Source organism: Paenibacillus contaminans (assembly GCF_003285015.1).
GTDB classification, from domain to species: domain Bacteria; phylum Bacillota; class Bacilli; order Paenibacillales; family NBRC-103111; genus Paenibacillus_V; species Paenibacillus_V contaminans.
On sequence record NZ_QMFB01000032.1, the window covers coordinates 57,059 to 72,947 of the forward strand.

General features: G+C 56.0%; 13 protein-coding genes and 1 pseudogene. 6 read left to right on the top strand and 8 right to left on the bottom strand.

Features of this window, described 5'->3' with window-relative positions; all coding sequences use genetic code 11:
• Positions 1–352: 352 nt before the first annotated feature.
• Positions 353–2,077, bottom strand: coding sequence for a LuxR C-terminal-related transcriptional regulator (locus tag DQG23_RS34265; protein ID WP_113035545.1), 1,725 nt, complete (start codon positions 2,075–2,077; stop codon positions 353–355).
• Positions 2,078–2,405: 328 nt separating this feature from the next.
• On the opposite strand from DQG23_RS34265, the gene DQG23_RS34270 reads away from it, so the two are divergent.
• Positions 2,406–3,149, top strand: a complete 744-nt coding sequence (locus DQG23_RS34270; protein ID WP_113035546.1) for an IclR family transcriptional regulator — start codon at positions 2,406–2,408, stop codon at positions 3,147–3,149.
• Positions 3,150–3,206: 57 nt separating this feature from the next.
• Here the strand turns inward: DQG23_RS34270 and DQG23_RS34275 are convergent, their stop codons facing one another.
• The 4 genes and pseudogenes from DQG23_RS34275 to DQG23_RS43235 form a co-directional block, all read right to left on the bottom strand.
• Positions 3,207–3,941: a hypothetical protein gene (locus DQG23_RS34275; RefSeq protein WP_113035592.1), complete on the bottom strand. Its 735-nt coding sequence runs from the start codon at positions 3,939–3,941 to the stop codon at positions 3,207–3,209.
• Between the two features lie 161 nt (positions 3,942–4,102).
• The gene (locus DQG23_RS34280; RefSeq protein WP_113035547.1) at positions 4,103–4,963 is read right to left on the bottom strand and encodes an HAD-IIB family hydrolase; all 861 of its coding nucleotides are present in this window, start codon (positions 4,961–4,963) and stop codon (positions 4,103–4,105) included.
• A 56-nt stretch (positions 4,964–5,019) separates the two neighbouring features.
• On the bottom strand, positions 5,020–6,000 hold the full coding sequence (locus DQG23_RS43230; protein ID WP_272949086.1) for a S66 family peptidase: 981 nt from the start codon (positions 5,998–6,000) through the stop codon (positions 5,020–5,022).
• Positions 6,001–6,168: 168 nt separating this feature from the next.
• Positions 6,169–6,555, bottom strand: a pseudogene (locus DQG23_RS43235) (GNAT family N-acetyltransferase); the annotation flags it as partial.
• Positions 6,556–6,857: 302 nt separating this feature from the next.
• On the opposite strand from DQG23_RS43235, the gene DQG23_RS34290 reads away from it, so the two are divergent.
• The 4 genes from DQG23_RS34290 (at position 6,858) to coaA (ending at position 9,902) form a co-directional block, all read left to right on the top strand.
• Positions 6,858–7,646 (top strand): MBL fold metallo-hydrolase, encoded by a 789-nt coding sequence (locus tag DQG23_RS34290; protein ID WP_113035548.1) that lies wholly within the window; start codon positions 6,858–6,860, stop codon positions 7,644–7,646.
• A gap of 126 nt (positions 7,647–7,772) precedes the next feature.
• Complete coding sequence (locus DQG23_RS34295) at positions 7,773–8,159, top strand: CidA/LrgA family protein (protein WP_113035549.1); 387 nt, start codon at positions 7,773–7,775, stop codon at positions 8,157–8,159.
• Positions 8,156–8,863, top strand: a complete 708-nt coding sequence (locus DQG23_RS34300) for an LrgB family protein (RefSeq protein WP_113035550.1) — start codon at positions 8,156–8,158, stop codon at positions 8,861–8,863. The genes DQG23_RS34295 and DQG23_RS34300 overlap by 4 nt, the downstream gene beginning before the upstream one ends.
• 76 nt (positions 8,864–8,939) lie before the next feature.
• A complete protein-coding gene (gene coaA / locus DQG23_RS34305) occupies positions 8,940–9,902 on the top strand; it encodes a type I pantothenate kinase (protein WP_113035551.1) in 963 nt (320 codons plus the stop codon).
• Positions 9,903–10,168: 266 nt separating this feature from the next.
• Here the strand turns inward: coaA and DQG23_RS34310 are convergent, their stop codons facing one another.
• Positions 10,169–11,047, bottom strand: coding sequence for an immunoglobulin-like domain-containing protein (locus tag DQG23_RS34310; RefSeq protein WP_113035552.1), 879 nt, complete (start codon positions 11,045–11,047; stop codon positions 10,169–10,171).
• Between the two features lie 273 nt (positions 11,048–11,320).
• On the opposite strand from DQG23_RS34310, the gene mle reads away from it, so the two are divergent.
• On the top strand, positions 11,321–12,175 hold the full coding sequence (gene mle / locus DQG23_RS34315; RefSeq protein ID WP_113035553.1) for an alpha/beta fold macrolide esterase: 855 nt from the start codon (positions 11,321–11,323) through the stop codon (positions 12,173–12,175).
• A 154-nt stretch (positions 12,176–12,329) separates the two neighbouring features.
• On the opposite strand, the gene DQG23_RS34320 is transcribed toward mle, so the two are convergent.
• Together DQG23_RS34320 and acnA are read right to left on the bottom strand one after the other, a co-directional pair.
• Entirely contained in the window at positions 12,330–12,614 is a 285-nt protein-coding gene (locus tag DQG23_RS34320; protein WP_113035554.1) for an antibiotic biosynthesis monooxygenase family protein, read from the bottom strand.
• 213 nt (positions 12,615–12,827) lie between these two features.
• Positions 12,828–15,539 carry an aconitate hydratase AcnA gene (gene acnA, locus DQG23_RS34325; protein WP_113035555.1) on the bottom strand — a complete coding sequence of 904 codons (2,712 nt, stop codon included), beginning with the start codon at positions 15,537–15,539 and terminating at the stop codon, positions 12,828–12,830.
• Between the last annotated feature and the right edge of the window lie 350 nt (positions 15,540–15,889).

The following is a 15,889-nucleotide window of genomic DNA, read 5'->3' on the forward strand; positions in this document are numbered from 1 at the left end:
TCTTAAGTCTTAATCTATTGCTCTTTAACTCCCTCCTGTCCGCGGATTTTCAGGAAATGCATCTTTTCGTCCTTTCTTTAATTTCGCATGAAAGATAGGTAATAAGTATCACCTTAGCTTCCTTTTATGTGTCCTATTTCGATAATATGAGACAGGAACCGATTCCTATAGACAGTGAAATAGGCGGCAGCAGGACGTTTCGACAAAAGGGGGTGGCGTTTGATGTCATATTTCAGTGGAAAACGACAGTTCATGCTAAAGCTCCCGTCCGGCCGGATAACGGGAACGGGAAAAACCGGTCTGCCTTGGCGGCAAACCGGTTTCTCGGTCCATCATGTTGAGATTAAGCCGATTAAGCGCGGCGCTGCTGTTCCCCCGTCGCATAAATTTTGGCCATCGCTTGCGTGCGGTCGGTGACGCCAAGCTTCTCGTAAATTTTCGTAATATGATTTTTTACGGTATGTGCGCTTATGAACAGCTTCTGGGCGATTTGCAAATTGCTCATCCCTTTCATGACCAGAGCGAGCACTTCCTTCTCCCGCGGGGTGAGCGCGCTGTCGTAAAACATGGCGGGCGGAGCTTCCTTAGGAATGCCTGAAAGCGGATGTGCGGCATTATGCGAGTGATCCTTGGCGGAGTCGGCCCAGCTTCGCTGAAGGAAAACCTCCCCCATGAGCGATAGAGCGGTAAGGAAGGGGCGCTGCTGCTCGCAAGTCTCCGCGTCATCCAGCCCGACGGCGAGAACGCCGATCACTTCTCCTCTGCAAATAAGAGGGAATTCAAAAATAAATCGGCTCCATTCATTTTCCAACAAAACGGGCGTGCGGGAAGGAAGAGCTTGCGGCTGCTTGGCAAAATATCGCCTCGATATCGACTTGGCGTATTTCTCGATTTGCTCGGCGTTTAGCTTTTTGGATACGACATGCGCCTGATTGGACTCGCCGGGCCGTTTGATGACGACGCAAGCATACGTTCCCTGTACGAGGGTGACGCTTACATCGGCCAGCATGTGCAAAATCGTGCGCAGATCGACGCTTTCCGCCATCGCCTGAGCGATTTCGAGCAGCAGCGAGAGGCGTGCCGTCTGCCTGTTTTTCATTTCTTCCTGAAGAAAAGCATCCAGCTTGGCCGTGAACGCATTCATCAGCAGGCTGCCGAGGGCAAGTCTGTGGGGGGAAGCCGCCGCTTCGGAAACGATGCCGCCGAAGAGAACGCCTCTGAGCTTGTTTTTGATTTTAACCGGAAAACAGATCAGCTCGTTGGGATGCACCCCGCGCTCCGTGAAAAAGTCCGTTCGCGGGTCCCATGCGATATGCTCCCAGCGCCGCATCGTTCCCGTAAGCCCGGCTTGGCCGAGAAAGCCTTCGCCAAGGGAAAATTCGCCGCCGTTCAGCTGCTCGTACAAGGTGCCGCCTGCCGTATCGGTAATGCGAAAGCGTTCGTTCTCCAGGAATCCGGCATATCCGGCGAAATCCAAGCTTAAGGTTTGCGTCATCTGCTCCAGAAGAACGCGAGGCTGCAAGGTCGTACATTCGCGGTGCAAAAAATCGTTGATTCTGTGAATGTGATCGTCATACGTCTCCAATAAGTACGCTTGATGAAGGAGGGTGGAGGCAATTTCCGTCATTTGCGCGAGCTTCTCCAGCATAGCTTGCTTCTGGCCCTCCGACGTATCGGGGGTTAGTGCAACGGCCTCCCTGAGCTGATCGGCGTTTGCGCTGCCGCTAATAAGCGCGCGCTGGATAAGCGCCCTGTTTTGCTTTTCGATGATGACGCCCGCCCATATGTATGCTTCGTTCACGCCGTTTACTTTAATGGGGGAGATCATGATCTTGAAGCCGGACTGGATTTGGTAGACGATCGGTTTGTTGATGTTCGAAACATCCTTCAAAATATGCATCAGAGGCTGCTGCTGAGGCAGAAAATGCTCCGCCAGAAGATGAGCTGCGATCTGAGGCACCGTTCTTTCCGTTAAGCACCTGCCGCCTGCATCCGTAATGGTCATGCACAATCCGCAAACATTCGAGTAAGCGTCCTGCAAATGCTGCAGTTGATTCAGCAGCTGCTGTTCCATCATTTACACCGCCCTTTGCTTGTGAAGTCTAAGTTGTACCGCGAATGTGAAATAGCTGACCAGCCGTCGTTCTCCTATTAACCCTATAAGAGTTTATATCGGTATAGTTATACGGTTTCATTAACGGCGTTTACGGCAAATCGAGCGTGGGCCGGGAGCGTCTTTGAAGAGGGCTTTGACGGCGATTTCGCCGTTCATGCGATGGGTTTGCGGGATTACCCGTATCATGCTGCAATAAGCTTTACGCTTTGCCGCCGGATCGGGTATACTAAATGTAAACCGAGTTTCATGTGATGAAACATATTGCGGGATGGAGAGGAAGGCGGCGCGGATGGAAGACGCCAAATTAACGGTACGGGCGGTGGAACGCGCCCTTGATATATTGCTTTGCTTCCGGGAAACGACGGATTTAAGTTTGACGGAAATTGCGGCACGCGTAGATTTGCATAAAAGTACGGTACACCGGCTGCTCGCTTCGCTTGAAGGGAAAGGCTTCGTCATCCGCAATGCGGCTACGGAGCGGTATAAGCTCGGCTTCCGCATATTTGAGCTGAGCGCCAATATGTCGCAGAGCAACGATCCAGAGGTGCTGCTGCTGCCGGAGATGGAGAAGCTTCGCGACTTGATCGGCGAGACGGTCAGCTTGTACGTGCGCGACGGCTTGGAGCGCGTGCGGGTGCAGGCCGTGCAGAGCAACCAGCCGATCAGGCGTTACGCGCCGGTCGGGGCCCGGCTGCCGCTGTACGTCGGCGCGTCGAGCAAGGTGCTTGTCGCGTTCGCTGAGTCGAACATCGAAGCGCATGTGCTGCAGGCTGCCGATTGGCCGGCGTGGCTGGACAGGCAAGCGTACGCTCAGCAGCTGCACGAGACGCGCGAGCTCGGCTTCGCGACGAGCATCGAGGAGCGCGAGCCCGGCGCCGCGGCTATTGCGGCGCCGATCTTCAATCACGCGCATAAGCTGGTTGCGGCGATCGCGGTTTCCGGGCCGGCCAACCGGCTGACGGCGGAAAAAATGCGGGAGCATGCCCCGCAAGTGGTGGAGTTTGCTTCCCGCATGGGCGCGATGCTTATGTAGAGGGAGCCGGTTCGCTGCCGGCGCACAATCGGATTGGTCGGCGGCAGCGGCGGACCCTCAGTTTTGCTTTTGGATTTTCGCCGGATTGTTGATTTTGTAAGGAACCGGATTTTTCGTAAGCTTTTTGGCTACGATTTTGCCCTCAAACGTTATTTTGTCCCCGACTTCCAGCTCCTGTTTTTTGAGCGTGGCGCTATGGCTGGACCAGGCGGCGCCGACTTCGACGGCAGGCTCCTCGATGCAAACCGCTTCGTAGATGACGACTTCATCGTCGGTATCGGAGAAATGGTTCGGAACCGTCGTAAATTCCTTGACGATCGCGGTCATTTTGACTTTTTCCTCGGGAAGCTGGAGCTTCTGCGTTTTCTCCTTTTTGGTTTTCTCCTTTGCAGGCTTGTCGGTTTGCGGCTTCTCGGGTTTTGCTTCCGCTGCCGCTGCGGGCGGCGCTTCTTCCTTCGCCGTCTCGGGCTCGGCCGGCTCCGATTCCTGATCGGCGGCTTCATCGGCTGCAGCCGCGAGCTTCTGGCCATAATTCGCCGCCTGCATCTCCTTCAGGAACGAGGGGTGGATGCAGTGCAGCTGCTTGTTGTCGAACTGGATGACCGCCGTTATATGATCGACAAGCCCGATAATGCTGCAGGCGATATTCATTCCGTTTCCTTTATAGAAGAACGCTTTGGTCTTGACAGCCTTCTCCGATAGCAAGCCCCATTCCTTGCATTGATCGATTTGCGCCTCCTCGTTCTCGAAGGCGTTGTACGTGCTTGGTTCGATGGCGAATGCATATGCCATAGCTTCTCCGTCCTTTCTTGTAAAGGTTGTACCCGATGCCGCCTTGAACACGAGGCGGCAGTTTCGCAGCCCCGTACCGCTGCTGCGGCACGTGGAAGCCGGGAGCCGGTGCCGTTTGCTGCGATGCCGGGCCGTCTGCAAAATATGTTTAGCGCTTCCGCTTACTCCGGCTGCTCGCCGTCAAGCAGCAGCCCGGCGATATAGCGCGCTACGCCGTCTTCATCGTTGCTCTCGACGATCCGGTCGGCCATCTGCTTCAGCCGTTCCTGCGCATTGGCTACGGCGATGCGCGTTCCTGCCGCTTCGAACAGGCCGACGTCGTTCAGGTTGTCGCCGAATGCCGTAATATGGGCGGGATCGACGTTCATGTAACGAGCCCATAAGGCGGCGCCTTCGCGTTTATTCGCTTTCGGGTGGCTGGCCTCAAGGAAGTAATGATTATCGATGTAGGGGTCCTTCGTATAATGGAGATGCAGGCCTTTCCCGAACGTTTCCGAGAGCTCCTGACGAAGCGGCTCCAGCTCTTCGTGGAGCCCGATGTAAGTGACGCCGAGCGTCCGGAACGTTTCCGGACAGGCCAGCGTTTCCACCTCCCGAAAGCGCGGATCCCCCTGCCGGCTGTTGAAAAATTGCCGCTCGCCCCATCTGACGATCGGTTCGTGCAGAACGCGTTCCGTATCCTCATGGTCCAGCGCGAACAAATAAGGCGTCAGCTGCCGCCGCTTGCCCAGCCCGATGATCGCATTCGCCGTTGCGGGCTCCAGCCAGAAGCCCTCCAGAACCTTTCTGCGAACCGGATCGAACAGAAGCGCTCCGTTATAAAGAACGAGCGGGGCGTTCCATGGAATGGCCGAGACGACGCTGCTCGAGCTTGTATAGCTTCTGGCCGTCGCATAGCTGACCGGGATTCCCTGCCGGATGGCCGCAGTCAGCGTCCGCTTCGTATATTCGGAAAGCGTCGCGTCCGAACGAAGCAGCGTACCGTCCAGATCGGTCAAAACGATCGTTGAGCTTTCCCGCATGCCGGGGACCTCCTCTATGGTAGTGCGAGTGTAAAAAGGCCGCTTTTCAAACTGTCTTAGTGATCGACGATAGTCAGCTTCGCTCCCTCTTCCCCGTCCGGAGCGGCGAGCGCCGCCGTCCCGCCGATCGGGAAGGTGAGCTGCGGCGTCGTATGTCCGAAATCGACGTCGGCGATGACCGGAATGCCGGCCAGCTCCGGCTTGCTCCGGACGATTGCGGCCAGCTTGTCCGGCGTCATGCGGGAGCCGATTTGGAAGCGGCCGATGACGATGCCCTTAACCCCCTCGAAGCCGGGCTGATGGATGAGCGACTGGAGATCGCGGTCGAACGTTTCCGGAGACACGATATAATCATCCTCCACGAATAGAACGCTCCCGTCAAGCGAAGGCATAAACTCGGTTCCCTGGAGCAGATTAAGCGTGCACAGATTGCCGCCGATTATTTTGCCGGTCGCTTCTCCCGGTTGGATGACGGTCCATCCGTCGTTTGGAATAAACGTGCGCGGGGCGTCGGAACGGTACCAAGGATCGTCGCTCCAAACCGCAGCGGGGCGGATCTCGAAGGGCGCTTCCTGCATGAGGCATCTGACGAAGCCTTCTCTCGTATAGGAAAGTCCCTCCGGCATGGCGAAGCTCGAGAAGTTGGGGCCGGAATAGGTGACGAGTCCGGCCTTGGCGGCAATCGCATTGCCGAGCGCCGTAATATCCGAATATCCGCAAAGGATTTTGGGATTTTCGCGAATAAGCGCATAATCGAGGCGGCGAAGCAGCTGGTTACAGTTTTCGCCGCCAAGAACGGCTAATATACCTTTGACGTTCGGATCGCGGAAGGCGTCGTGCAGATCGGCGATCCGGGTTTCGACCGTTGATGAATCGAAGGCGTCCGTTTCCATGACGTGTTTGCCGAACGTGACGCGCAAGCCGAGCTGCTCGAGCCGCTGTTTGGCCAGTGCGACGTGCTCGGGAAGGAGACGCGACATGCTTTTGGACGGTGCGACGATGCGGATTTCATCCCACGGTTTCAGCTTGGCGGGAATCGTTTCGGTCGTTCTGGCCGACGGAGGGGTTGGAGTAGGGTGTCCGCCGCCGGTCCGCTCGCTTCGAGAGCCGCTTATGAACGTCTGGATAGGGCCGTCCCAGCCGCTCTCCCGGATCTCCGCGTAATTGCCGTTCGTGTAGCTGCCGATGACGGAACGCCAAAAAGCCTGGGCCGGCACATTCGCTTCCATCTGGCCGACCTTCCATTTGCCGGGAAAACGGTCGAACATCGCGACGGCGAGCCTTTCGCCAAGTCCTTTATGACGGTAATGTTTCATGATGAAAAATTCCGCCATCGAATATATGTCCGCTCCGTCCGCTTCCTCGCCGATCGATCGTATGAGGGCGAACCCCGCCCAATGGCCGTCCGCTTTCAGCAGAAAGGCGAACCTTCCCGTCTCCGTCCAGTAATGATCCAGATAGCGGTAGCCGTACAGCCCGTGCTCATCGACGTTTAGCGCCTCATAGCCGCTCATGTCGTACGTATAAAGCTCCAGCAGATGCCGGAGGACAAGCTTGTGCCCGATAGCGGCCTGCTCGATTGCATATTGCATGGCGTTACCCCTCCAATCTCCTGGCCAAGGCACCGAGGCTATGCCGGACTTGCGCCGTTTTCCAAGATAATACCATTATTTCGGCCGCTTTTGTGAAAAATAGAGGAATTACGCACCTCCGGGTGGAAAAAAGTTAATCCGAGTCAACGTGGAAGCGGCTGTACGTTATTGCAGCGGCATACGGTATGAAGTTCGTCTCGGTGAAGCGTTACCGCCGATCATGGAATGGGTAATGAAAATTAGACGCTTTTTGCATGTTAAAATGAACGATAACCAACGACATATGAACCCGGGGGTTTGCGATGGAAAGCTTTACGTTTCTGGGAAACGGCGATTCGATGGGGGTTCCCCGCGTTTACTGCGCTTGCGGAGTATGCGGGGAGGCGAGGCGGACCGGCCTGAACCGGAGACTTCGCTCGTCCGTCATGATACACACCGAAGCCGGCGATCTGCTGCTCGATTGCGGACCGGATTGGACCGGGCAAATGGAAGGGATCGGCTGCAGAGGCATTGATCACGCGCTTGTTACGCATGCGCATTTCGATCATATTGGGGGCCTGCCGGAGTGGGCCGACGCCTGCCGGTGGCTCGGGAGCAAAGGAAACGTCTATGCCCCTTCGGAGGTGCTGGAGACGATAGCCGCGCAATTTCCTTGGCTCCGGCGCAACCTGAACGTTCATCCGAATGACGGCGGCATGACGTTCGGCGGCTGGAGCATCAAGCCGTGGAAGGTATGCCACGGAAAGAACGGTTTTTCGTACGCGTACCGGTTCGAGAAAGGCGGGTATGCGTGGGCGTACTGCTCCGATGCGATCAATCTGCAGGGGGAGGAAAAAGCGCCGCTGGCCGATCTCGATCTGCTTGTGCTCGGAACGAATTTTTATCACGAGGAAGCGCCTATGCCAACACGTTCCGTATACGATATGACCGAAGCTTTCGAGCTGATTCGCGAGACGGGGCAGAAACGGACGATTTTGACCCACTTGTCGCACGGGGTGGATGTGCGCGAGGCGTATCCGCTGCCGGAGGGAGTGGAGCTGTCTCGCCGCGGCATGCAAGTGACGCTGGGAGCGGACGTGCAGCCGCTGTAGCCGCTTTACGGGCTGAACCGTGCGCATAGTGGAGAAAACCTTAACGTGTAATCAACGCCCCGTTTCCTCCGAAATTCTGATAGACTTAAGGACGAAGCAAATTTCGGATGGCAAGGGGAAAAGGGAATGCGGGGAATTGCAATTCTGCTTGGTTTTCATTTATTCGGACTGCTGCTGCAAAAAGGGCTTCATATCCCGCTGCCGGCCAATGTGCTGGGGCTTATTCTGTTTACGGCCGCATTGTTTCTGAAGATCGTCAAGCTGGAATGGGTCGAGGCTTCGGCGCAGTTTTTGCTTAAGCATATGATGCTGTTTTTTGCCCCTGTCGTCGTAGGCACGATGGCGTTTATGCCATATATACGCAGCAGCTGGCTTGCGGTCGTCCTGAGCCTTGTCGTCAGCGCGTTCGTCGGACTGATCGTGACGGGCGGCGTCGCTTCCTTGCTCCAGCGCGGGGAGCGCCGGGTCGTAACGCCGACGCCCGGGCAAAGCGGAGAGGGGCCGGGCTTATGAGCTTGCCCGCTGCTTTGCAGACTGCGGCCGCAGAGCCGCTGTTCGGCGTCGCCGCGACGGTTCTCGCCTATGCGGGCGCGCAGCGGCTGCACCGCCGCTGGAAATGGCTGCATCCGCTGTTCGTTTGCGCCGGCGGGCTCATCGTGCTGCTGCTCGCGCTGGATGTGCCGTACGAATCGTACCGAGAAGGCGGCGACCTCGTCGCATTTTTTCTCGGACCGGCGACGGTCGCGCTCGGCGTCCCGCTATATAAGCAAGCCGATCGGATACGCCGGCATGCGGCCGCGGTGCTGTCCGCGGTCACGATCGGCTCGTTCAGCTCGATCGCCAGCGCCGGCTTTCTCGTGTGGCTGCTCGGCGGATCGCGGGAGCTGATGGCGACGATGATGCCGAAATCGGCGACAAGCCCGATCGCGATCGAAATCGTGCGCCAGGCGGGCGGCATTCCGGAGCTGGGGGCCGTTTTTACGGTGCTGACCGGGCTGCTCGGCAGCATGATCGGACCCGAGCTGCTGAGGCTGCTCGGCATTCGCGGCGAGCTGTCTGTGGCGGTCGCAGTCGGAACGGCCGCTCACGGCATCGGCACCGCGCGGCTTATCCGCGAGTCCGAGACGCAGGGCGGTCTCGGCGGGCTGGCGATGGCGATCGCAGGCATCGTGACGGCGCTGGCTTTTATGCCGCTGTACGGCTGGCTGCATCCTTGAATGGATAATTAGACAACATAAGGAAGCGTAAATAGAAGACGGGCGGAAGGTCCGAAGGGTAAGGGGAGAAAAAACGATGGCCGGCAAGCCGATTAGCAATGAAATTTTTACGCCGTATATGGCGTTTATGAGGGAAGATTGGGCGAAACTGCGCGACCAAACGCCGCTGAGTTTGACTGCGGATGACATATGCAAGCTGCGGGGAGTGAACGACGAGCTTTCGCTGGATGAGGTGCAGGATGTGTACCTGCCGCTTTCGCGGCTGCTGAACATGTACGTAAAGGCGACGCAGGAGCTCCACGGAGCCGCGCAAACGTTTTTCGGCAGCGAAGCGCAGAAGGTTCCGTACATTATCGGTATTGCAGGCAGCGTGGCGGTGGGCAAAAGCACGACGGCGCGCGTCTTGAAAGCGCTGTTGTCGCGGTGGCCGAATCATCCGAAGGTGGATCTCGTCACGACGGACGGGTTTTTATATCCGAACCGGATTTTGGAGGAGCGCGGCATCATGAGGCGCAAGGGGTTTCCGGAAAGCTACGACACCAAGCGGCTGCTTCGTTTTCTGATCGACGTCAAATCCGGCAAGCCGCAGCTCGAATGCCCGTTATATTCGCATCTGACCTACGATATTTTGCAGGACGAGAAGCAGGTGGTCGACCGTCCGGACGTCCTGATCGTCGAGGGGTTGAACGTGCTTCAAGGGCCGCGGGTCGGGAAATCGGATTCGGCGCCGCAGCTGTTCGTCTCGGATTTCTTCGATTTCTCGATTTACGTGGATGCCGGGGAGCAACATATCGAGCGCTGGTATATCGAGCGGTTTAACGTGCTCCGCGAAACGGCGTTCCGCCAGCCGTCCTCCTACTTCAAGCGCTACAGCGGCCTGACTAAGGAGGAGGGCGAGGCGGTAGCCGCAAGTATTTGGAAGGAAATTAACTTGGCTAATCTTCGGGCGAATATTTTGCCGACGAAATACCGCGCCCATCTTATCCTCAAAAAACAGGCGGATCATTCCGTCGAATCGGTGCTGCTGCGGAAGCTGTAGTTGAAATCCGGCAAATATAATTGTAAAACGAGAAGGTTCTCGCTATTAGCCGATCGGGTGAATGCGGAAATGGCGGCCTTCCTGGGCCCGGTTTAATGGGAGGCAGGGAGGTCGTGCCCGGTCTTGCTTCCGGCCGCTCAGCAGCAGCCGGAGGCCCGCGTTCCGAAGCCGCTTTCGCGTTTGCCGTAGGGCAGCACCCGGGGGCAAAGGCGCCGCTCGCGCATCCGGCTGGGCAATAGCTGCCCTAAGCCGACTGCCGCTATTCCTTAGCGAATCTCGAAATCAGCCGCGAGTCTTGCTTTCAGATCGGTCATATACCCGTCGAATTGCTTGACGAGCCGATATTGTCCCGGCTCAAGCTTGCGTTGGAACTCAACATTCTCTTCGAACGATTCTCCCGGTTTTACATGAATACCGATGGCGGGAACCGCTCTGTTATCGGGGATAGGCATCCATCCGTCCTGTTCTTTGCGGAAAATCGCGTATCCGTAGCCGAAAAACAATTCGGTCGGTCCGGCGTTGTACAGCTTCAATTTCGTTTGTTCGGAGCCGGCAGCAGGCTGTTCGACCTCGAGGCGGGCATTGAGCTCATGCGCCGGCACGAAAAGAGGCGAGATCAGCGTGTCCTCTACGGCGTTCTCCGGGGACAACATTTCTACGCTGAGCAAGTAGTTGACGTTCGGCTGCTCAGGCATTTTATACGAGAAGTCAAGCCGCCCGTTAACGGCGTTTGTGATGTCGGCCGCGTATTCTTTAAGAAGCTCTTTTCTTTTTCCGTTCGGATCCCGGCTTGTTATTTGAAAACGGACGGAACGCCCCTCCGGCACTTTCCCTATCCCGACTCCGGCCTCGCCGCCTGCCTGCTGTTCTCCTGCAGAAATCGACATAATGAGCGAAAAGCCGTTTTCCCCCTCGAACCATTTGCCGGTCCGGGGACCGTAATCTTCGGCGGCGGCTAGCGCCATATCTCGCGATAGCATAGCGGATTTTTGTACCGTATCCGGATCGCCGACGGTGTCCGTCAATTGCCCGACAGTCGTATCCGCGACGGGGGATGGAACAGCCTCGGGCGGCTTCGGATTCGATTTGCTTCCGCAGCCTGCGAGCGCAACGCCCAGTAAAACAATCGTAAGAAACCTTCGCACATGTATTCCCCCTTTTTCCTTTACAGACGATTCTGTAAATGAATTGGTTACACCTTTTTCGTAAAAGTCCTGTTATACTAGGAGTGGGCCGACTCGCCCGTATTTGATGTGCATGGGAGCGTGCTTGCTTTGATTATCAAGTTCATTCGGTTGCGTTAATGGGATGTGTTTGCGTTCATTATGCCCCTCCATTTTTTTGATAAGAGGAGTACGGGCTTATTTGAGTGTGCATGTTTGCCTTTAACCAAATTCGAATGAAACGGGGATTGCGCCATGAGCGAAAAAATGATCAACATCAACGGAATCGATATATGCGCCGAGAGCTTCGGAAATCCGCAGCATCCGGCTGTTCTGCTAATAATGGGAGCCATGTGTTCGATGGTTTACTGGGACGAGGAGTTTTGCGAGCGGCTGGCCGATACGGGGCGATACGTCATTCGGTACGATAACCGGGACGTAGGGCGGTCCGTGGCTTACGAACCTGGAACCTCAGGCTATAAAGTAGCCGACATGGCGGATGACGCCGTCGGCGTGCTCGATGCTTACGGGATCGAACGGGCCCACATCGTCGGAATGTCGCTCGGCGGTATGATCGCGCAAATTATGGCGGTAAATTATCCGCACAAAGTCAGATCCGTCACGCTGATGATGTCGAGCATCTTCGGATCTGACGACATCGACCGCGGGCTGCCGCCGATGGATGAGCGCATTTTGGCTTACCATGCCAATGGAGCGTCGCTGGACTGGTCCGATGAAGAAGCGGTCGCGCATTACCTCGTTGCAGGATCGCGGCTGCTCTGCGGCTCGAAGCATACGTTCGACGAGAAGAGGGCGTATCGTCAGGTAAGAGCGGAAATAAAAAGGGCGAACAACCTGCTCAGCATGTTTAATCACGCTCTCCTTAAAGGCGATGCCTACTATGAGGGAAAAATAGAAGGTATCGAGGCGCCCGCGCTTGTTATTCACGGCACGGAAGATACCGTGCTTCCTTACGAGCATGGCTTGGCGCTTGCCGGCATCATTCCCGGCGCATCGCTTTTAACCCTCGAAGGAACGGGGCATGAGATTCATTTTGACGATTGGGACACTATCATTGCCGCTATTGCGAAGCAATCGTCGGAACGCTAGACCGAATACTCCCGGACAATCTAAAAAAATCCCCGTTGCGGCCAAGTGCTTGGCTGTAACGGGGATTTTCGCATCGACAGGCAATTATGGCGCGAACGGATCGACGACTGCCGCATAGCATGCGGCTGACGTCTGATGACGCCTGATGGGCTTGTTATTCTGCCAGCACTTCCGCGTCGAAATATTCTACGCGCGCTTGCTTCCGTGCGTCTTCTCCGCGCGTGCCGCCATGCGACTTCGCGAAAAATTCGCTGTTCAAGTACGCCTCGAACGCCTCTTTATTTTCCCAACGCGTAACGACCTTCAGACTGCCTGCATCGCTCCACAGCTCAAGTCCGGCAAAACCCGCGAATTGCTTCATCATTCCGGCATTTTGGCGGAACATCGGCTTCATCATGTCTGGATTCGGCACTTCAATCGTATTAACGGCAATGTACATAAGGATCGCCCTCGCTTTATGATAGTTTTTGCGAGCATTTAGTCATGCGTGACTATCTGTCCGTAAAACAAGTTTAGCAAATCGCCGCTTATATAGTCAAACGTGACTAAACGATTCAACAAAATCGTCACATTTTCCGTTCAAACAAATGACAAAAGGCGTTCCCTCCGGCAGAAAGCTCTGCTGGAGGGAACGCCTTATTGCGGAGTACGATTACTTGTTAGCCATCATTTGACGCAGGACGGTTTGCAAAATACCGTCGTTGCGGAAGTAGTCGACGTCGACCAAGCTGTCGAGACGTACGATCACTTCGAACGTGAAGCTAGTGCCGTCCGTGCGGGTAGCCGTAACGGATACTTTTTGGCCAGGCTGCACGTCATTGTTGATGCCGGCGATGTCGAACGTTTCCGTTCCCGTAATGCCGAGCGATTTCCAGCTTTCGCCGTTCGCGAATTGCAGCGGCAGAACGCCCATGCCGACGAGGTTGGAGCGGTGAATACGCTCGAAGCTTTCGGCGATGACGGCTTTCACGCCGAGCAGGAACGTTCCTTTAGCCGCCCAGTCGCGGGAGCTGCCTGTTCCGTACTCTTTGCCGGCGATAACGACAAGCGGCGTGCCTTCCGCTTGGTATTTCATCGATGCGTCGTAGATCGACATGACTTCGCCTGTCGGCAGGTATGTCGTAACGCCGCCTTCCGTTCCCGGAGCCACTTGGTTGCGGATACGGATGTTTGCGAACGTACCGCGCATCATCACTTCGTGGTGACCGCGACGGGAGCCGTACGAGTTGAAGTCTTCTCTCTTCACGCCGTGCTCAATCAGGTACTTACCGCCCGGGCTGTCGGCTTTGATGTTGCCGGCAGGGGAGATATGGTCGGTCGTTACGGAGTCGCCCATAAGTGCAAGAGCTTTGGCTCCGTGTACTTCGGCGATGTCGCCTACAGTCGTGTCAAGATCTTTAAAGAATGGCGGCTCTGCGATGTACGTGGACTTCTCGTCCCACTCGTACAGTTCGCCTTCCGGTACGTCGATCGCGTTCCAGCGCTCGTTGGCGCGGAATACGTTCGAGTATTTATCGCGGAACATATCAGCGTTAAGGGAACTGCTAACGGCGTCGGCAACCTCTTGGTTGGATGGCCAGATGTCTTTCAGATAAACAGGGTTGTTGCTGCCGTCGTAGCCGATCGGCTCTTTCGTCAAATCGATATCGATCGTTCCTGCCAGCGCGTAAGCGACGACAAGCGGCGGCGATGCCAAGTAGTTGGCTTTCACTTGAGCATGAACGCGGCCTTCGAAGTTCCGGTTACCGGAAAGGACGGCTGCAACGGTCATGTCGTTGTCGGCGATCGCTTTGCTTACTTCGTCAGGCAACGGACCGGAGTTACCGATACAAGTTGCGCAGCCGTAACCCGCAACGTGGAAGCCGAGGCTTTCGAGCGGCTCGATCAGGCCTGCTTTAGTAAGGTAGTCGGTAACGACGAGCGAGCCTGGCGTCAAGCTGCTCTTCACGTATGCCGGCTTTTGGAGTCCGAGCGCGACGGCTTTCTTCGCTACAAGACCTGCAGCGACCATTACGCTTGGGTTGGATGTATTCGTACAGCTTGTAATCGCCGCGATGACGACAGCGCCGTTCTTCATCGGAACGGAACCGTTCGCGTACTCGACTTGCACGGTTTCGGCAAGCTTCTCTTCGCTCAGGCCGTATCCGCCTTTGTCGATCGGCGTGCGGACGATCGTGTTGAACGATTCTTTCATCGAAGTCAGCTCAACGCGGTCTTGCGGACGTTTAGGACCAGCCAAGCTAGGCACGACTGTGGACAGGTCGAGCTCGATCACGTCGGTGAAGATCGGATCGGCCGTTTCGTCCGTACGGAACATGCCTTGCGCTTTATAGTAAGCTTCGACGAGCGCGACTTGCTCTTCCTCACGGCCGGTGCCGCGCAGGTAGTTCAGCGTTTCGCTGTCGACAGGGAAGAAGCCGATTGTCGCGCCGTATTCCGGAGCCATGTTGGCAACCGTCGCACGGTCAGCCAAGCTGATGTTGCTGAGGCCGGAGCCGTAGAACTCGACGAATTTGCCTACTACGCCTTTTTTGCGGAGTATTTGGGTAATTGTAAGAGCAAGGTCGGTAGCCGTGGAGCCTTCCGCCAGCTTGCCGGTCAGCTTGAAGCCGATAACCTCAGGCGCTACGAAATAAAGCGGTTGTCCGAGCATGCCGGCTTCCGCCTCGATGCCGCCGACGCCCCAGCCGACTACGCCGAGACCGTTGATCATCGTCGTATGGGAGTCCGTACCCACGAGGGAATCCGGATAAACTTCCGTTTCGCCATCTACATTTTTCGTAGCAGCTACGGAAGCGAGGTACTCCAGGTTGACTTGGTGAACGATACCCGTTGACGGAGGAACGGCGCGGAAATTATCGAACGCCGTTTGCGCCCAGCGCAAAAAGCGGTAACGTTCTTCGTTACGCTGGAACTCCAGGTTGATGTTTGTTTCAAGCGCCGTGCTGGAGCCGAAAGCGTCAACCATGACGGAGTGGTCGATAACAAGATCTACTGGAACGAGCGGGTTGATCCGTTTAGGGTCGCCGCCGGTACGTTTCATTGTGGCGCGCATTGCCGCGAGGTCTACGACAACCGGTACGCCGGTAAAGTCCTGCAGAACGATACGTGCAGGGATAAAAGGAATCTCTTTGTTCTCGTCGCGGCCTTCAGCCCAGCCGGCGATTTGTTTTACATGTTCGTTCGTAATGGCTCTGCCGTCGAATTGGCGGATTGCCGCTTCAAGCAGAACTTTAATGGAAAAAGGAAGTTTGGAAATAGCGCCAAGTCCTTTTTCTTCCAAACCTTGCAGGCTGTAATAAACGTAATCCTTGCCGTTTACCGCCAGCGAGCTTTTAACTGAAAAATGGTCTTTCTTTGACATCTCAATTGGCCTCCTTTATGAAATGAAGTCATTTGAAATATTGGCGTTTCAACAGATGAAACCGAATTTCAAATTTCCATACTATAAGTATACCGTTTTACGGCTGTCCCGTAAACCCCCTTTTCGCCTTCCGGAAGGGCTGTTTTTCGTCCTAAATCCTGCAGCGGCGGGCTTTTGGAACCCGCGCCGCGGCATGCGGCGGACGCTTTCGCCGGCGGTGCGGCAAAGGGGCTCGTTGCGCATCGGAGCATAGCTTCCCCCGAAGGGGAGCGAACTAAACATTTTTTGCCGTGCGGTTTCATATGGTTTATATAATGATGAGAACGACTTGCGGCGAGCTTGCATGCCAT